Source organism: Pseudomonas sp. (genome assembly GCF_049300855.1).
Taxonomy (GTDB): domain Bacteria; phylum Pseudomonadota; class Gammaproteobacteria; order Pseudomonadales; family Pseudomonadaceae; genus Aquipseudomonas.
Map to the genome: position 1 here is coordinate 38216 of NZ_JBAQKH010000027.1, position 16241 is coordinate 54456.

Sequence of the window (16241 nt, forward strand, 5' to 3'; positions counted from 1 at the left end):
AGCACCGCTTAAAGGCGCGCCAACAACGCTCGTGTTTTATCAATCGCCATCTGCGCCCGCTGTAATCCGCTCACGCCCTGCTCGAGCAATTTCACCGTGGGAATTTCCAGGCTCAGTGGAATATTAGTCGGCAGCGCTTTCAACAACCCGAGCAGATCGCAATCGCCCTCGCCGGGAAACCGCCGCTCGTTGCGCGCTTGACGCAAGATCTCGGCCATGTCTGACGGCCTCGGCCCAGCCACATCACATAATTGCGCATAACGCAGGCGCGCCGCTGGCACCGTCTGCAGATCCTCCAGCCGCGACGCCGAACGATCAAAGTGGAACGCATCAACCAGCACCGCAGCGTTTTCCCGATCAGCGTTTTCGACAATTCGCAGCGCTTGTTCGAGGTTGCGCGCATCGGTCCAGGGCATGAACTCCAGATGCGGGTGCAACCCGTAAGGCGCCGCCAGATCGCACAGCGCCGCAAAGTTATCGGTCAGCCGCTGTTCGTCAGGATCGTTACCGGCGACCAGTAATTCAGTAGCACCAAATTCCGCGCCGACCGTAAGAAGTTTCTCGAAGTCAGCGACGACGGTTTGCGGCCTCAGACGCAGGATTTCCACATCGAGCACGCGGATGCCGGTGTCACGCAATTGCGCCAACGTCTGACGCCGCAAGTCGCCATCGGCCACCAACGGGAAGTGATATTCCTCTGGCGTCGCCGGCTCAAGGCGCAAACCGACATGGCTGTAACCGGCACGCACCGCCACTTCGACCATTTGCGGTGGCGACAACTCCAGCACCGTAAGGCTGGCCAGGGAGAGGATGCGTTCGCTCATGTTCAAGCCTCGATCAGTGCAGGGGCGCAGGCACGACCGGTGGCGGCGGCCTCGCGAATGGCTTCAATCAGCGCAAGGGTGCGCGCGGCATCGGCAGCGCTCACCAGCGGCTCGACTTCACGCCGCGCCACACGTACGAAATGCTCTAACTGCAAACGTAAAGCGTCGTCACGGGTGTAGGACTCTTCCACCACCCGTAACGGTTCATGCCAACCGGCGTCGACCTGATCAGCGGCGTAATGCCAACGCTTGAGCTGCGGAATGCTCAAGGCCCCGGCAGTCCCGGCCAGCAGATAACAGGGCTGATCGGCCTGACGCGGGTACACCGGGTTCTCGCCGCAACTCAGCTCCCAACTCCATGGCGCGGCGACCGCATCCGATCCGCTCAACGTGCCCAACGTGCCGCCTTCGAATTGCAGCAGCGCCGCCACGCTGTCCTCGTTGGCGAAACCGCGCACTGCATTGTCGGTGATCGCTTGCACCGAGCGCACTTCGCCGCACAGATGTCGTAGCAGGTCGAGGTCATGAATCAAATTGGTCAGCAACATCCCGGCGCCCGGTTCGCGGCGCCACGGGATCTCGAAATAGCTGTCGGGTTTGCGCAACTGGAACAGCGCCGTGACCGTGGTCAGTCGCCCGAGCGCCCCGCTCTGCACCAGCTCATGGGCGCGCACGATCAGCGGATTATGGCGTCGATGGTGGCCAACCAATACCGGCACGCCGCTGCTTTTCACCGCGGCCACCAATTCGCGCACTTCATCGAGGTGCACGCCGACCGGTTTCTCCAGAAGCACCGGCACACCCGCCACCAGGCAATCGAGCGCCGTGCTGACGTGTTGATTGTTCGGATTGGCGACGATCACCGCGTCTGGCCGGATTTGCTCCAGCATCTGACGATGATCAGCGAAATGCCTTACACCCCATTCGGCCGCAAGCCCTACTGCTTGCGGCCCAGGATCAGCCACCGCGCACAGCGTCGCTTCGCTGAGGGTTTGCAGGTGCCGATAATGTTGCTGGCCCATGATGCCGGCGCCGATCAGGGCGATTCGAAGGGGCGAATTCAAGGCGCGATCCTCTTGTGATTGTTGTTGGAATATCACTCCAGCAACAATTTAGAACCGAGTTCCAGAATCAAAAACCCAACAATCGCAAAACCGTTCGAACACCGCACAACTTGTTGTCAAACGATCTGTGTGAATTCAGATTAGATAAACAGTTCCGAGGCCAGGCTAGCCGCTGATAATTCTTCGGTGAATGTCAGCAATAACGGCGCCAGCTCATGCAGGCGCGCCCCCGGCATGCGCGCACTCGGCCCGGCGATACTCAGTACGCCGATCACCCGCCCATCCGTTGGATGCCTGACCACTGCGGCAATCGCCGAAGTGCCAACCGCCGAACTCTCTTCGACACAGGCATAGCCCTGCTCGCGCGCCAGACGCAGGCGCTCCAGCAACTCGATATTGGAGCGCGGCGCATTCGGCCCGACACTCTCCGGGACTTCCGCAGCCTGGCGCTCGACCAGCGACAGCGCCTCGGCGTCGCTCATGCACGCCAGCCACGCATGCCCGGAGGCGGTGTAAAACAGCGGCGCATCGCGGCCCATGTCCGGGTCATAACGCAGACCGGTGCGGGCGCCTTGCGCCTTGGCAATCCAGGTCTGCCGTTCGCCATCGATCACACCCAGACGCACCAGTTCACCGGTTTCCTGGGCCAGCCGATCGAGCACCGGTTGCACGATGTCGGCACCGCTGCTCGACAGGTATTGAAAACCCATCGCGACCAGTTTGGTCGACAGGTGATAGCGCAAGGTCTCCGGGTTCTGCCGCACGTAGCCCAGGCGTACCAGTTCGGCGAGCAGGCGGTGGGTCGCGCTTTTCGGGATATCCAGTTGCTCGGCCAGCGTCTGCATCGGCAGCCCGCGCGGATCACTGGTGAGGCTTTCCAGCACACTGAAAACCCGTTCGATTTGACTGCCGGCCATGGGGACATCCAAAGGAAATTTCGCCGATTCTAGAAGACATTGACGGCAAAGCGAAATCTGGAACCGGTTGTTCGATAACCGCCCGCTTTGTTGCTTCAAGGCTTGTCGCGCGATGCCGCCGCTGGTTATTTTCTGGAATCAAATTCCAAAAAAAATTCATCGCTGGAGCGTTGTTTGATGTCTGCCGAACTCCCTGATATCGACTGCGACGTATTGGTCGTCGGCTCCGGCGCCGCCGGGTTGTCGGCCGCCGTCACCGCTGCATGGCATGGCTTGAAAGTCATCGTTGTCGAGAAAGACCCAGTGTTCGGCGGCGCCACCGCATGGTCCGGTGGCTGGGCGTGGGTGCCGTGCAATCCGCTGGCCCGTCGCGCCGGCATCGTCGAAGACATCGAACAACCGCGGACCTATTTGCGCCATGAACTGGGCGAGCATTTTGATTCGGCGATGATCGATGCCTTTCTTCAAGCCGGGCCGCGCATGGTCGCGTTTTTCGAGCAGCACACTGCCCTGCAATTTGCCGATGGCAACAGCATCGCCGACATTCATGGCGACACGCCGGGTGCCGGTACTGGCGGTCGCTCGGTCATCGCGGCGCCTTACGACGGACGCAAGGTCGGACGTTTGCTCAAGCGCCTTCGTACAACGATGCGCGAAACGTCCTTCATGGGCATGCCGATCATGGCCGGTGCCGATCTGTCGGCGTTTCTTAACCTGACCCGTTCGTTAAGAGCGGCTTGGCACGTGAGCCGACGCTTTACTCGGCACCTGCTCGACCTCGCGGTACATGGCCGCGCGATGCAACTGGTCAACGGCGTGGCGCTGGTGGCAAGGCTGGCAAAGTCCGCCGAAGACCTTGGCGTTCTACTCTGGGAATCGGCGCCGGTGACGGAACTGCTGCGTGATGGCGCGCGCGTCTCGGGGGCTGTGGTTAACACAAACAAAGGCTTGATCCGCATTCGTGCACGCAAAGCCGTGGTGCTCGCCGCCGGCGGTTTCGCCAATGACATCGAGCGGCGCAAAGCCTTGTTCCCACGCACGCCGACCGGCCATGAACACTGGGCACTGCCACCGCTGGCCGTCAACGGCGACGGCCTGCGCCTGGGCGAAAGTGTCGGCGCACGGGTCAATGCCGATGTGGCTTCGCCCGTGGCGTGGGCGCCGGTATCGCAAGTGCCACATTCCGACGGCAGCACCGGCCATTTCCCACACATCATCGAACGCGGCAAACCCGGGATCATCGGCGTGCTGAGTAACGGCCAGCGCTTCGTCAACGAAGCCAACGGTTATTACGATTACGTCAGTGCCATGGTCGCCGCTGCACCGGAAGGCGAAGAAGTCGCCTCCTGGCTGATCTGCACCCATGCCTTTCAACGGCGTTATGGCTTGGGCATATCGCGGCCGTTTCCGCTGCCAGTGTCAGAATTTATCCGCAGCGGCTATCTGAAAACCGGTAACACCGTTGAAGAATTGGCCCTCGCCTGCGGCATCGACCCGAGCGGCTTGCGCCAGACTGTGGATAACTACAACCGCCATGCCCGTCACGGCGAAGACCCGTTGTTCGGTCGCGGCGCAACACCCTACAACCGCAAACAGGGTGATCCGGCGAACCTTCCCAACCCCTGCGTTGCCCCAATAGACAGCGGCCCGTTTTATGCCGTGAAAGTCCAACCCGGATGCTTTGGCACCTTCGCCGGACTCAAGGTCAACCCCCACGCGCAAGTGCTGGACGCCCACGAACAGCCTATCGCCGGCCTCTACGCAGCGGGAGGCGACATGGCCAGCATCATGGGTGGCCACTACCCGGCGGGCGGCATCAACCTCGGCCCGGCCCTGACTTTCGGTTACATCGCCGCCCGGCACATTGCCGGCATGACTGCTTTCGAACAGGAGATCGACCATGCAGCACATCGTTAACGCCCAAGGTTTGAACATGCCGAAACTCGGTCTCGGCACCTGGCCCATGCTCGGTGACGAATGCACGCGCGCCGTCGAGCAAGCGCTGGAACTCGGTTATCGACACATCGATACGGCAGCGGCCTACAACAATGAAGACGCGGTCGGACAAGCACTGGCGAATACACCGACACCGCGCGAGCAGATTCATGTCACCTCCAAGGTCTGGTGGGACCAGTTGCAACCCGACGCGATGCGCCACTCCATGGATCGCAGCCTCACAGCCCTGCGCAGTGATTACGTCGATCTGTTCATGATCCACTGGCCGACCACTGACTGGGACCTGCCACGCACCCTCGAAACGCTCGCCTCGTTCAAGGAGCAAGGCCTGGCGCGCAACATCGGCGTGGCGAATTTTCCGCTGCCGTTACTGCGCAAAGTCGTCGAGGAATACGGCATCGGTCTGTCAGCCATTCAGGTCGAGTACCACGTACTGCTCGGCCAAAACGCCCTTCTCGACTACGCCCACCAACACAATATGGCGCTGACGGCCTACACGCCGCTGGCGCGCAACAAGGTCTCGGACATCCCGCAGATTCAACAGATCGCCAATAAGCACGGCGTGCTGCCGACCCAGGTAGCGTTGAAATGGTTGCTCGATCAGCCCAACGTTGCAGCCATTCCCAAGGCCAGCAGCCGCGCCAATCAACTGGCCAACCTGGCATCACTCAAGGTCGAACTCGACGATGAAGACCGTGCACTGATCGCTGCGCTGTCGAAACGCGAACGTCAGGTCAGCCCGGATTTTGCCCCCGAGTGGGATGCGTTTGATCGCTGATTAATGATCCGGCGATAGAAATCCGGCGCGGGATTGAATTTGCCGCGCGCCAGACCGTCAATAACAGGCCCGACCTCGTCAGCACGAGGCCGGGCCTGTTTGCGTGTGGTCAATAGACGGACGACCGGACTGGCGCCACACTCACACAGCAGCAACACTCATCAACACCCGATACAAACAGAGGATTCCCACATGCTATGGAAAAAAGGCCGACGCAGTGACAACGTCGTCGATGCCCGTGGTGATGATGCCGGCGGTGGCGGCGGCATGCGTTTCGGCGGCGGCAAAGGCCTGAGTCTGGGGGCCATTCTGTTGATCGTCGGTATCGGCTGGATCACCGGGCAGGACCCAATGCAGATCCTCGGCCAACTCGCCGGGCAATCTACCCAGCAATCGGCACCGACCTCGCAAACCCGCCAGGCTCCTCCCGCAAACGATGAACAGGCCGAATTCGTCCGCTCGATCCTCGGCGACACCGAAGACACCTGGGGCGCGATTTTTCAGCAGGCCGGTCGGCAATATAAGGACCCGACCCTGGTGCTGTTCAGCAATCGGGTGAATTCCGCCTGCGGTCTGGCGACCTCGGCAACCGGCCCGTTCTACTGCCCGGCTGACCAAAAGGTCTATCTGGACATGGCGTTCTTCCAGGAGATGTCGCAACGTTTCAAAGCCGCTGGCGATTTCGCCCAGGCCTACGTGATCGCTCACGAAGTCGGACACCATGTGCAGACGCTGCTCGGCGTCTCGGCGAAAATTCAGACAGCCCGCCAGCAAGGTCGGCAAATGGAAGGCGACGGCGGCTTGCTGGTGCGCCAGGAATTGCAGGCCGATTGCCTGGCGGGGGTCTGGGCCTATAACGCACAGAAGCGTTTGAACTGGCTGGAACCGGGCGACATCGAAGAAGCCTTGAACGCCGCCAACGCCATCGGTGATGATCGCCTGCAACAACAGGGTCAGGGCCGTGTGGTGCCGGACTCGTTTACCCACGGTACGTCGGCGCAAAGGGTGCGCTGGTTCAAAACCGGATTCGCGCAGGGCCAGGTCGGCCAGTGCGACACCTTCGCGGCGAAAAACCTGTAAATGCATAAATGGCTTTTAGCGTTACTGATCATTGGCAGTACCGCGCACGCTGCGGGTGTCGACGCAATCAGTCCCGGTCGTTTGCAGCTCAAGGCCGGGGAAATGGCGGTGGGCATCGGCGCCGCGCCAGACAAGATCGAGCGTGTGCTGATCGTCATTCATGGCCGTTTGCGCAACTCGGAAACCTATCGCAAAAGCGCCGAAAGCGCGGCCGAACTGGCGAGGCAAACCGCGCATACGCTGGTAATTGCCCCGCAGTTTCTCAATGAAAGCGACGTAGCCCTGTATTCGTTGCCGCCGACGCTGTTGCGCTGGCAAGGCAACGAATGGATGGGTGGCGGGTTATCCACAGGGCCGAATCCGCTGAGCTCCTATGCAGCACTCGATGAGATCGTCGCGCGGATCAGCGATCGCAAACAGTTTCCGGATGTGAAGCAGATCGTGATTTTCGGCCACTCCGGTGGCGGTCAGGTGGTGCAGCGTTATGCCCTGCTCGCCAAGGACCAGCCAGCACTGAAGGCCAATGGCATTCGTCTGCGCTATGTGGTGGCGAATCCGTCGTCGTACGCTTATTTCAATGAGCAGCGACCGGTGGCGTTCGATCACGCCAAATGCGCAGGCTTCAATCGCTGGAAGTATGGTCTGTCAGACATGCCGGTGTACGCCGGTGGGCAAACGCCGCTGCAGCTTGAGAGCAGTTACGTCAAACGCGAGGTGATTTATCTGCTCGGCCAACAGGACATCGATCCCAACCATCCGGCGCTGGACAAGCGTTGTGAAGCCGAGGCGCAAGGCGCGTATCGCCTGGAGCGTGGGAAGTTGTACTTCGGCTATTTGCTGCGTCGGCATCCGGAAGGGGTGAATCAGCGGTTGGTGGAAGTGCCCGGGGTTGGGCATAACGGCGACGGCATGTTGACCTCGCCGGAGGGGCAGAAGGCGTTGTTCGATCAGTAAGCTGTTTGGCGGATTTTATGCCCTCTTCGCGAGCAAGCTCGCTCCCACAGGGGAATGCATTCCAAATGTGGGAGCGAGCTTGCTCGCGAAGAGGCCAGTTCAGGCAGCAAAGATTTCAGGCCAGCAGCATCCGCCGCAACTCGACACAATCCTTCGCATGCCAATCGGTCAACTCGGGCCACGGGTTTTCCGGCAGATTCACCAACACCGTCCGCGCCCCTGCTGCACGCCCGCAATCGAGATCAAAACGGTAATCACCGACCATCACCATCTCGCTCGCCGGCACGTCCCAGGCCTCTGCCAGCTTCAGCAAACCACCCGGATGCGGTTTCGGCGGCGCTTCATCGCGGCCCAACACATCGTCCACCGCGAAGCAGTCAGCCAGACCAATCGCCTCCAGCGTCACATGCGCCAGTTCCCGCGCATTGCGGGTCAGAATGCCCAGGCGATAACCGCGCGAATGCAGATCACGCACCAGCTCCACTGCCCCGCTAGCCGGGGTCGAACCCAGCGCCAGCTCGCGCTCGTGCTCCAGCAACCAGGCATGTTTCGCCGCGGCCTCATCCGCCGGCAATGCTGCCAGATGGGTGAGGATGTCGTCTTGCGGCGGAATCGCCAGCGCCACGCGAATCGCCGCAAAATCATGCACGGCGACGGTCAGCGTGCCATCCATGTCGAACACCCAGTGCTTCACATCCTTCAGGCTCATGCCCAATCCTTGCGATGGCGGATCAAGCCTTCCTGCGTCACCGAAGCGACCAGTTGGCCGGCGCGGTTGTACACGCTGCCACGGGAGAAACCACGGGAATTACCGGCCCACGGACTGTCCATCGCGTAGAGCAACCAGTCATCGGCACGCAGATCGTTGTGGAACCACAGCGCGTGATCGAGGCTGGCGACCTGCATGTCTTTCTGCCACACCGACTTGCCGTGGGGCAGCATCGAGGTGGTGAGCAAACCGAAGTCCGAGGCGTAGGCCAACAGGTATTTGTGCAGCGCCGGGATGTCGGCCAAAGCGCCGTCGGCACGGAACCACACATACTTCACTGGATCGGCCGGTTGCGGGTTGTACGGATCTTTTTCGGTGACCGGGCGCACTTCGATCGGTTTCGGGCACAGCAGTTTTTCACGCATGTGTTCCGGAATCAGGTGCGCGCGTTGCTGGGTCAATTCCAGCTCCGATGGCAGGTTTTCCGGGCCGACCACGACCGGCATCTGACTCTGGTGCTCGAAGCCTGCCTCGTCGTACTGAAACGAAGCGCTGCAGGTGAAGATCGGGTGGCCCTTCTGAATGGCAGTGACCCGACGCGTGCTGAAACTGCCGCCATCGCGCACGCGGTCAACGGAGTAAACCACCGGCAACTTGGCGTCGCCCGGGCGCAGGAAATAGCCGTGCATCGAATGCACATGACGCGCCTCTTCAACGGTCTGACTGGCCGCCGACAGCGACTGACCGAGCACCTGACCACCGAACAACTGACGGAAACCCAGGTCCTGGCTACGGCCACGGAACAGGTTTTCTTCGATCGGTTCCAGGGTCAGCAGGTCGACCAGATCTTCCAACACTTGGCTCATTCAGACTCTCCTCACACAAAGCTATGCCGCGCAGTCTTGGCTGCGGCGGCCGATTCAGATTCTGGCACGGGCCAATGATATGGCGGCCATTGTAAACGTCCGTGTCGGCTTATCCATGCAAGGTTTGCAGCCATTGTTCCCGAGTGATGCGGTACAGCACATGCCGTCTCAGCGGATGATCGACAGCAAGCTTCGGATGATCGAAATCATCCTCCGGCGCGTGATGCATACCGATCGCCTGCATGACTTTCTCCGAGGGCAGATTGCTTTGCGCGGTGAAGGAAACGATTTCCTTCAAGGCCAAGCGATCAAAGCCGCAACGCAGAGCCGTCCACGCCGCTTCACTGGCATAACCGAGCCCCCAATGTTCCTTGGCCAGGCGCCAGCCAATTTCCACCGCCGGAGTGAACGGCGCATCGAAGCCGACCACGCCGAGCCCGGTGAAACCGATGAACTCGCCGCTGTCCTTGCGCTCCAGCGCCCACAAGCCGAAACCGTGCTCGGCAAAATGTCCGCGCACGCGGCCAATCATCGACGCGCTTTCCAGTCGGCTCAACGGTGCCGGAAAATAACGCATGACCTGAGGATCGGCACACATCGCTGCAAATGCCGGCAAATCCTCGTCCTGCCACTGTCGCATCAGCAGGCGTGCGCTTTGCAGTTCCAGTATCGGCTCCATCGTGCCCCTCCGTTTCCATGCCGCAAGTCTACATCGCTGGTAGGATCCTTCACTCTTTCCTACGTTCCTACATGAAACCGCCATGCCATTGCCGCTGATCTACCACGAAGACTACAGCCCTGAGTTTCCGGCGGATCACCGCTTTCCCATGGACAAGTTTCGCCTGCTGCGCGATCACCTGGTCGACAGCGGTCTGACCCGCGACGCCGATCTGCTGCGGCCGGAGATTTGTCCCAACGACATCCTCGCCCTCGCCCATGACCGTGCGTATATCGAACGCTACATGAGCGGCGAGTTGTCCCGCGAAGACCAGCGGCGCCTTGGCTTGCCGTGGAATGAAGCACTGGCGCGGCGCACGGTGCGCGCGGTCGGCGGTTCGATTCTGGCAGCGGAAAAAGCCCTGGAGCATGGCCTGGCCTGTCACTTGGCGGGCGGCACTCATCACGCGCATTACGACTACCCGGCGGGGTTCTGCATTTTCAATGACCTGGCAATCATCAGCCAATACCTGCTGCAAAGCGGTCGGGTCAATCGCGTGCTGATCTTCGATTGCGATGTGCATCAGGGCGACGGCACCGCGCGGATTCTCCATGACACACCGGAGGCGATTACCGTTTCCCTGCACTGCGAGAAGAATTTTCCTGCACGCAAAGCCGAAAGTGACTGGGACATTCCGCTGCCCAAAGGCATGGGCGACGCTGACTATTTGAAAGTGGTCGACGACACACTCAATTACTTGTTGCCGCTGTATCAACCGGACCTGGTGCTGTACGACGCCGGCGTTGATGTGCACAAGGACGACGCCCTCGGTTATCTGCAACTGACTGACGAAGGCGTCGCTGCCCGTGATGAAAGCGTGATGCGCCATTGCCTGGGCCGCGACATTCCGGTGATGGGCGTGATCGGCGGCGGCTACAGCAAGGACCGCCACGCCCTTGCCCGCCGCCATGGCATCCTCCATCACAGCGCGCAACGGGTCTGGCAGTCACACGGTTGTCATTGAGCTGTGCTGCGTTACCCACAATCGCTGTGGAACGGCCTGTGGATAACCTGAGTGAAAGGGACTACAGGCCATACCTACTGCGGTCTACAGAACACTGGCTATTTTTTAACCAGACACTGAATCCACCAATCCACCCTGTGGGAGCGAGCTTGCTCGCGAAAGCGCCAGTGCATTCAAAATCAAACTGACTGACCCACCGCTTTCGCGAGCAAGCTCACTCCCACAAGGATCTCCCACATTGATCTGCGCTGTTAGAATGCGCGCCTTATCCCGCCATACCGCAGCGCACGCCATGACCCAGACTTCCGCCTCCTCCCCCGCTCACGTCGCCATCATCGGCGGTGGCCCCGCCGGCCTGATGGCCGCTGAAGTACTGAGCCAGGCCGGAATCCGCGTCGATCTCTACGACGGCATGCCCTCGGTGGGCCGCAAATTCCTGCTCGCCGGCGTCGGCGGCATGAACATCACCCACTCCGAAGCCTACCCGGCATTCCTGTCGCGCTACGCCGAACGCGCACCGCAGATCGCACCGTTGTTGCGCAGCTTCGACGCCGATGCGTTGTGCACGTGGATTCATGATCTGGGCATCGAAACCTTTATCGGCAGCTCCGGCCGCGTGTTCCCCACCGACATGAAAGCCGCCCCGCTGCTGCGCGCCTGGCTCAAACGCCTGCGTGACAGCGGCGTAATTATCCACACCCGCCACCGCTGGCTCGGTTGGGATAAACACGGCTCGCTGCGCATCGACAGCCAGGAAGGCGAAATAACCGTCAAGCCCGACGCCACCCTGCTCGCCCTCGGCGGCGGCAGTTGGGTGCGCCTCGGTTCGGATGGCGCGTGGATGCTGCCCCTAGAGCAAAAAGGTGTAGGACTTGCGCCGTTACAGCCGAGTAATTGCGGCTTCGAGGTGCAGGCCTGGAGCGAGTTGATGGTGAGCAAATTCGCCGGTGCGCCGCTGAAAAACATCGCCATCGGTTTGAACGACGATGCACCGCGCTTGGGCGAATGCGTGATTACCGCGACCGGGATTGAAGGCAGTCTGATTTATGCACTGTCGGCGCCGATTCGTGAGGCAATCAATCAACATGGCGCGGCGGTTATTCACATTGATCTGTTGCCCGGCCGCCCTGTGGATAAATTGCAGACGGCGTTGAGCAAGCCACGCGGTTCGCGTTCGATGGCCAAGCATCTGCACAGTCAGGTCGGGATTGATGGGGTGAAAGCGGCGTTGTTGCGGGAGTTGACTGACGCGGCGACGTTCGCTGATCCGGCGCTATTGGCGCGAGCGATCAAAGCCTTGCCACTGACGTTGGTCAAAACGCGACCATTGGACGAGGCGATCAGCAGTGCCGGGGGCGTGACGTTCGAGGCGATGGATGAGCGCATGATGCTCAAGGCGTTGCCGGGGGTGTTCTGCGCGGGGGAGATGCTTGATTGGGAAGCGCCGACGGGCGGCTATTTGCTGACGGGGTGCTTTGCCAGCGGGCGCGCGGCTGGGTTGGGGATTGTGCAGTGGCTCAAGTCCGAGGCGTCTGCCTGAACCCTCACCCCAGCCCTCTCCCAGAGGGAGAGGGAGCCGACCGAGGTGTCTGGCGTCCAACATCGACCTGAAACACCGAGTCGATTATGGATTCAACCCTGCAAGATCAGGTCGGCGTATTTCGAATATCCACCTCGGTCAGTCCCCTCTCCCTTTGGGAGAGGGTTAGGGTGAGGGGCTTTTGACCTTAAGGTTTGCGCTTGCGCGGCCCAGTGTTAAACACCGGCACTTTACGCACAGGCTTGACCGAAGGCTCCGGCGCCTGCGTCTCGCCGCTGTCGACCCACTTGCCCAGATTGCGCTTGCCGCCACCGCCAGAAGCTTTCGGCTTCTTCGGTTTCTTCGGCTTCTTGATCACCTGGCCGCTGGCATCGGTGTCCGGCACACGATGCTCAGGCTCGAAATCCGGCTCGTTCTGGCGCTTCAAGGTCTGCCGCGTCAGCATCTCGATCGCCGACAACATGTTCACTTCATCCGCGCACACCAGCGAAATCGCCTCGCCCGTCGCGCCAGCACGACCAGTACGACCAATGCGGTGGATGTAATCCTCAGCCACGATCGGCAGGTCAAAGTTGATCACCAGCGGCAAGTCTTCAATATCCAGACCACGGGCAGCCACGTCGGTTGCGACCAGAATCTGCACTTCACTGAGCTTGAAGCGATCCAGCGCCCGCTGACGGGTTGCCTGCGGTTTGTCGCCGTGAATACCGTCGGCATTCACACCTAGGCCCTGAAGTTTTTCCACCAGCGCATCGACGCCGTTGCGGGTCTTGGCGAACACCAGCACCTGCTTCCACTTGTTCTTGCGCATCAAATGCACGAACAGTTCGGCCTTGCGCTTTTTGTCTACCGTGACGATCCACTGCTTGACCGTGTTGGCGGCGACGTTGCGCGGGCTGACTTCGACGGTCAGCGGATCGTTGAGCATCTGCCCGGCCAGCAGGCGGATGTCATCGGAGAAGGTTGCGGAAAACAGCAGGGTCTGGCGCTTTTTCGGCAGCATGCGGTAAATGTTCGCCAGCTCTTCGGAGAAGCCCAGGTCGAGCATACGATCGGCTTCATCCAGCACCAGAGTCTGCAACTGATCGAGTTTCAGCGCATTCTGGCGGAACAGGTCGATCAGGCGACCGGGCGTGGCGACCAGCACATCGACGCCGCCGCGCAGCTTCATCATTTGCGGGTTGATGCTGACGCCGCCGTACACCGCGTAAGTGCGCAGCGGCAGGTTTTCGGCGTACTGGCGCACAGACTCATGAACCTGCTCGGCCAGCTCGCGGGTCGGCACCAGAATCAGCGCACGTGCCGAGTTGGCAGCGACTTTCGGCCCTTCCATGCTCAGCAACTGCAACAGTGGCAAAGCGAAACCGGCGGTTTTGCCGGTGCCGGTCTGCGCCGCTGCCATCAGGTCACGACCGGCCAGCACGGCCGGAATGGCTTGCGCCTGAACCGGCGTCGGGGTCTGGTAGCCGAGCTTCTCAAGGGAGCGCAGCAAGGGTTCGATCAGGCCAAGGGTGGCGAAAGTCATGGGAGTACCGTAGGAAAAAATAACGCAGGCATGCAATGCCGCGCAGTTTACCCTAATTCGTACGCGTTTCTGTGGGAACGGCTGTCGGCGCCACGACTGGCGGCTGCGTCGGACGACGCCACTGCGGCAGACCAATCAACACCACCGCGCTGATGATCACCAGCATCGCCAGCGCTTCTTCGATGCCGATGGTCTCGCCCACAAACACAATCCCCAGCAACACCGCCACCGCCGGATTGACGTAGGCATAACTGGTCGCCGCCGCCGGACGCACGTGCTTGAGCAAGTACATGTAGGAATTGAAGGCGATGATCGAGCCGAAGAAGATCAGGTAGGCCAGCGCCAGCCAGCCTTCAATCGGCGGCACGGCTTGCAGGTGTTCACCGCTGACGGCGCTGCCGATCAGCAGCACCACACCGCCGACCAGCATCTCCACCGCGCTGGCCATCGCGCCCTGCGGCAACGGCAAGTGTCTACTCCACACCGAACCGAACGCCCAGGTTGCCGCCGCGAAAATCAGTAATGCTGCGCCCAGCGGACTCGATTGCAGGTTGGAGCCCATGTTGAGCATGGCAATACCCACAATCCCCAACGCCACCCCGGCCCACTCCAATCGGGTGTTACGCGCTCCCCAGAAGTAACCGCAGAGCAACGTAAACAACGGCACCGTCGCCACCGCCAACGCAGCAACACCGGAAGCCACGCCCGTGTGCTCGGCCACGCTCACCGCGCCATTACCGAAACTGAGCAGCAAAATCCCGATGATCCCCGCCGCTTTCCACTGTGCCCAGGTCGGCGCCGGAGCCCCGCGCCAGCGCAGAAACGCATACATCAACGAACCGGCAATCACGAAGCGCACACCACCGAGCATCAGCGGCGGCCAGTACTCGACGCCGATGCGGATCACCAGATAGGTCGATCCCCAAATCACGTACAGCGCAAAAAACGCGGCGATCAGCGGCAAGGAAAAACGGCGCAAGGCAGGCATGGGCAGCTCGAAAGTCAGAGATAGCGGATGAATTATTCTAGAAAGGCTGACGAGCAAAAATAAGCTACAAAACCTGTTTATAGGGCCGGTACACTTTTGAAAGAACGGAGATCATCGGGATAAACCGGGATTTCGAAAGTCTGGCATTTTCAGGAGACGATCTTGGACAAATACGACCGCATGCTGCTCAGCGCTCTTCTCGAAAACGGTCGTGCGTCCTACGCCGATCTGGCGCGCAAGGTGAACCTCTCTGCCCCCGCCGTCGCCGAGCGCGTGGCCAAGCTTGAAGCGTCCGGGGTAATTACCGGATATGAGGCAAAAATTGACCTGTCGAAAATCGGCCTGCCGATCCAGTGCATGATCGAATTGCGCCTGCACCAGAACGGCAGCCAGAAGGTCTACGACGAACTGGTGAAAATCCCACAACTGACCGAGTGCTTTCGAGTGACAGGCGATCCATGCGTGATGATGAAGGCCGCGGTGGGATCGATGACGGAGTTGGAAGAGCTGATCAATCGGGTGGCGAAGTTTGGGTTCAGCAAGACCTCGATTGTGCTGTCGAGCGCGATCGAGAAGCGTGTGCCGCTCGGCCATATAGAAAGCAACGGTAAAACCTGAGGACGATGAAGCCCCCCTGTGGGAGCGAGCTTGCTCGCGAAAGCGGTAGATCAGTCACATAGAAGTTGAATGACACACCGCATTCGCGAGCACGCTCGCTCCCACAGGGGTTTTGTGCGGATTCGGGATCAGCGATAGCGCTGCAGATGTTCAGTGACTTTCGCGGCAGGGACTTTCTGTAGTTTGCACAGCAGGTCGTGCGATAGCTCACGTACACCATGCTTGCCGCGCAATTCTTCCGCCAGATGCGCCATCAGATTCGCCGCCATCTCCGCATCCGCCATCGCCCGGTGAGCCTGCCCCGTGTGCGGCAAACGCGCAAACGTGGTCAGCGTACCGAGCTTGTGATTCGGCGCCGCCGGCATCAACCGCCGCGCCAGCAGCAACGAGCAGGCAAAGTTTTGCAACCGCGTGCGTTTGATTCGCCCCAGCTCAAAGTCCCAGAATTTCTGGTCGAACGAGGCGTTGTGTGCGACCAGCGGCGTACAGCCGACAAACTCGTTGACCTCGTTCATCACCTGTTCGGCCGGCGGCGCGGTGCGCAACATGGCGTTGCTGATGCCGGTCAGTTGTTCGATGAACGCAGGGACGCGCACGCCGGCGTTCATCAGGCTCTGGTAACGCTCGACGATGCGGCCGTTTTCCAGCATGACCACGGCGATTTCCGTGGCGCGGCAGTTGCTGTTCGGCGACAGGCCAGTGGTTTCAAAGTCGATGACTGCAATGCGTTCCAAACCGGG

Annotated in this window: 16 protein-coding genes; 7 read left to right on the forward strand and 9 right to left on the reverse strand. The window is 60.6% G+C overall.

Annotated features, from left to right (window positions below; translation table 11 throughout):
- Window positions 1-8: 8 nt before the first annotated feature.
- The 3 genes from WA225_RS13085 to WA225_RS13095 form a co-directional block, all read right to left on the reverse strand.
- A complete protein-coding gene (locus WA225_RS13085) occupies window positions 9-824 on the reverse strand; it encodes a sugar phosphate isomerase/epimerase family protein (protein ID WP_422608245.1) in 816 nt (271 codons plus the stop codon).
- Window positions 825-826: 2 nt separating this feature from the next.
- On the reverse strand, window positions 827-1888 hold the full coding sequence (locus WA225_RS13090) for a Gfo/Idh/MocA family protein (protein WP_422608246.1): 1062 nt from the start codon (window positions 1886-1888) through the stop codon (window positions 827-829).
- Between the two features lie 140 nt (window positions 1889-2028).
- Window positions 2029-2805: an IclR family transcriptional regulator gene (locus WA225_RS13095; protein WP_422608247.1), complete on the reverse strand. Its 777-nt coding sequence runs from the start codon at window positions 2803-2805 to the stop codon at window positions 2029-2031.
- Between the two features lie 177 nt (window positions 2806-2982).
- On the opposite strand from WA225_RS13095, the gene WA225_RS13100 reads away from it, so the two are divergent.
- The 4 genes from WA225_RS13100 to WA225_RS13115 all read left to right on the forward strand — a co-directional run bounded on the left by WA225_RS13100 (window position 2983) and on the right by WA225_RS13115 (window position 7573).
- Entirely contained in the window at window positions 2983-4722 is a 1740-nt protein-coding gene (locus WA225_RS13100) for an FAD-dependent oxidoreductase (protein ID WP_422608248.1), read from the forward strand.
- On the forward strand, window positions 4706-5539 hold the full coding sequence (locus WA225_RS13105) for an aldo/keto reductase (RefSeq protein WP_422608249.1): 834 nt from the start codon (window positions 4706-4708) through the stop codon (window positions 5537-5539). The genes WA225_RS13100 and WA225_RS13105 overlap by 17 nt, the downstream gene beginning before the upstream one ends.
- A 192-nt stretch (window positions 5540-5731) precedes the next feature.
- Window positions 5732-6619, forward strand: a complete 888-nt coding sequence (locus WA225_RS13110) for a neutral zinc metallopeptidase (protein ID WP_422608250.1) — start codon at window positions 5732-5734, stop codon at window positions 6617-6619.
- Window positions 6620-7573 (forward strand): alpha/beta fold hydrolase, encoded by a 954-nt coding sequence (locus WA225_RS13115; RefSeq protein WP_422608251.1) that lies wholly within the window; start codon window positions 6620-6622, stop codon window positions 7571-7573.
- 115 nt (window positions 7574-7688) lie between these two features.
- On the opposite strand, the gene WA225_RS13120 is transcribed toward WA225_RS13115, so the two are convergent.
- The 3 genes from WA225_RS13120 to WA225_RS13130 all read right to left on the reverse strand — a co-directional run bounded on the left by WA225_RS13120 (window position 7689) and on the right by WA225_RS13130 (window position 9827).
- The gene (locus WA225_RS13120; RefSeq protein ID WP_422608252.1) at window positions 7689-8282 is read right to left on the reverse strand and encodes an HAD family hydrolase; all 594 of its coding nucleotides are present in this window, start codon (window positions 8280-8282) and stop codon (window positions 7689-7691) included.
- Window positions 8279-9148, reverse strand: a complete 870-nt coding sequence (gene tesB, locus WA225_RS13125; RefSeq protein ID WP_003228466.1) for an acyl-CoA thioesterase II — start codon at window positions 9146-9148, stop codon at window positions 8279-8281. The genes WA225_RS13120 and tesB overlap by 4 nt, the downstream gene beginning before the upstream one ends.
- A gap of 109 nt (window positions 9149-9257) precedes the next feature.
- Entirely contained in the window at window positions 9258-9827 is a 570-nt protein-coding gene (locus WA225_RS13130) for a GNAT family N-acetyltransferase (protein ID WP_064118780.1), read from the reverse strand.
- 82 nt (window positions 9828-9909) lie between these two features.
- Here WA225_RS13130 and WA225_RS13135 point away from each other — a divergent pair, with 82 nt between their 5' ends.
- Together WA225_RS13135 and WA225_RS13140 are read left to right on the forward strand one after the other, a co-directional pair.
- On the forward strand, window positions 9910-10830 hold the full coding sequence (locus tag WA225_RS13135) for a histone deacetylase (protein WP_422608253.1): 921 nt from the start codon (window positions 9910-9912) through the stop codon (window positions 10828-10830).
- 292 nt (window positions 10831-11122) lie between these two features.
- On the forward strand, window positions 11123-12370 hold the full coding sequence (locus tag WA225_RS13140; RefSeq protein ID WP_422608254.1) for a TIGR03862 family flavoprotein: 1248 nt from the start codon (window positions 11123-11125) through the stop codon (window positions 12368-12370).
- 187 nt (window positions 12371-12557) lie between these two features.
- Here the strand turns inward: WA225_RS13140 and WA225_RS13145 are convergent, their stop codons facing one another.
- Both WA225_RS13145 and yedA read right to left on the reverse strand, forming a co-directional pair.
- Window positions 12558-13895 carry a DEAD/DEAH box helicase gene (locus WA225_RS13145; RefSeq protein WP_422608255.1) on the reverse strand — a complete coding sequence of 446 codons (1338 nt, stop codon included), beginning with the start codon at window positions 13893-13895 and terminating at the stop codon, window positions 12558-12560.
- A gap of 52 nt (window positions 13896-13947) precedes the next feature.
- Window positions 13948-14883 carry a drug/metabolite exporter YedA gene (yedA, locus tag WA225_RS13150; protein WP_422608256.1) on the reverse strand — a complete coding sequence of 312 codons (936 nt, stop codon included), beginning with the start codon at window positions 14881-14883 and terminating at the stop codon, window positions 13948-13950.
- Window positions 14884-15045: 162 nt separating this feature from the next.
- Between yedA and WA225_RS13155 the strand changes: the two genes are divergently transcribed.
- Window positions 15046-15501, forward strand: a complete 456-nt coding sequence (locus tag WA225_RS13155; protein WP_422608257.1) for an Lrp/AsnC family transcriptional regulator — start codon at window positions 15046-15048, stop codon at window positions 15499-15501.
- A 128-nt stretch (window positions 15502-15629) separates the two neighbouring features.
- On the opposite strand, the gene WA225_RS13160 is transcribed toward WA225_RS13155, so the two are convergent.
- Window positions 15630-16235 (reverse strand): PolC-type DNA polymerase III, encoded by a 606-nt coding sequence (locus tag WA225_RS13160; RefSeq protein WP_422608258.1) that lies wholly within the window; start codon window positions 16233-16235, stop codon window positions 15630-15632.
- Between the last annotated feature and the right edge of the window lie 6 nt (window positions 16236-16241).

Coding starts and splice junctions, on each gene's coding strand:
- tesB (WP_003228466.1), bottom strand. CDS start 9,148: ATGAGCCAAGTGTTGGAAGATCTGGTCGACCTGCTGACCCTGGAACCG.
- WA225_RS13145 (WP_422608255.1), bottom strand. CDS start 13,895: ATGACTTTCGCCACCCTTGGCCTGATCGAACCCTTGCTGCGCTCCCTT.
- WA225_RS13135 (WP_422608253.1), top strand. CDS start 9,910: ATGCCATTGCCGCTGATCTACCACGAAGACTACAGCCCTGAGTTTCCG.
- WA225_RS13140 (WP_422608254.1), top strand. CDS start 11,123: ATGACCCAGACTTCCGCCTCCTCCCCCGCTCACGTCGCCATCATCGGC.
- yedA (WP_422608256.1), bottom strand. CDS start 14,883: ATGCCTGCCTTGCGCCGTTTTTCCTTGCCGCTGATCGCCGCGTTTTTT.
- WA225_RS13120 (WP_422608252.1), bottom strand. CDS start 8,282: ATGAGCCTGAAGGATGTGAAGCACTGGGTGTTCGACATGGATGGCACG.
- WA225_RS13100 (WP_422608248.1), top strand. CDS start 2,983: ATGTCTGCCGAACTCCCTGATATCGACTGCGACGTATTGGTCGTCGGC.
- WA225_RS13110 (WP_422608250.1), top strand. CDS start 5,732: ATGCTATGGAAAAAAGGCCGACGCAGTGACAACGTCGTCGATGCCCGT.
- WA225_RS13085 (WP_422608245.1), bottom strand. CDS start 824: ATGAGCGAACGCATCCTCTCCCTGGCCAGCCTTACGGTGCTGGAGTTG.
- WA225_RS13115 (WP_422608251.1), top strand. CDS start 6,620: ATGCATAAATGGCTTTTAGCGTTACTGATCATTGGCAGTACCGCGCAC.
- WA225_RS13130 (WP_064118780.1), bottom strand. CDS start 9,827: ATGGAGCCGATACTGGAACTGCAAAGCGCACGCCTGCTGATGCGACAG.
- WA225_RS13105 (WP_422608249.1), top strand. CDS start 4,706: ATGCAGCACATCGTTAACGCCCAAGGTTTGAACATGCCGAAACTCGGT.
- WA225_RS13095 (WP_422608247.1), bottom strand. CDS start 2,805: ATGGCCGGCAGTCAAATCGAACGGGTTTTCAGTGTGCTGGAAAGCCTC.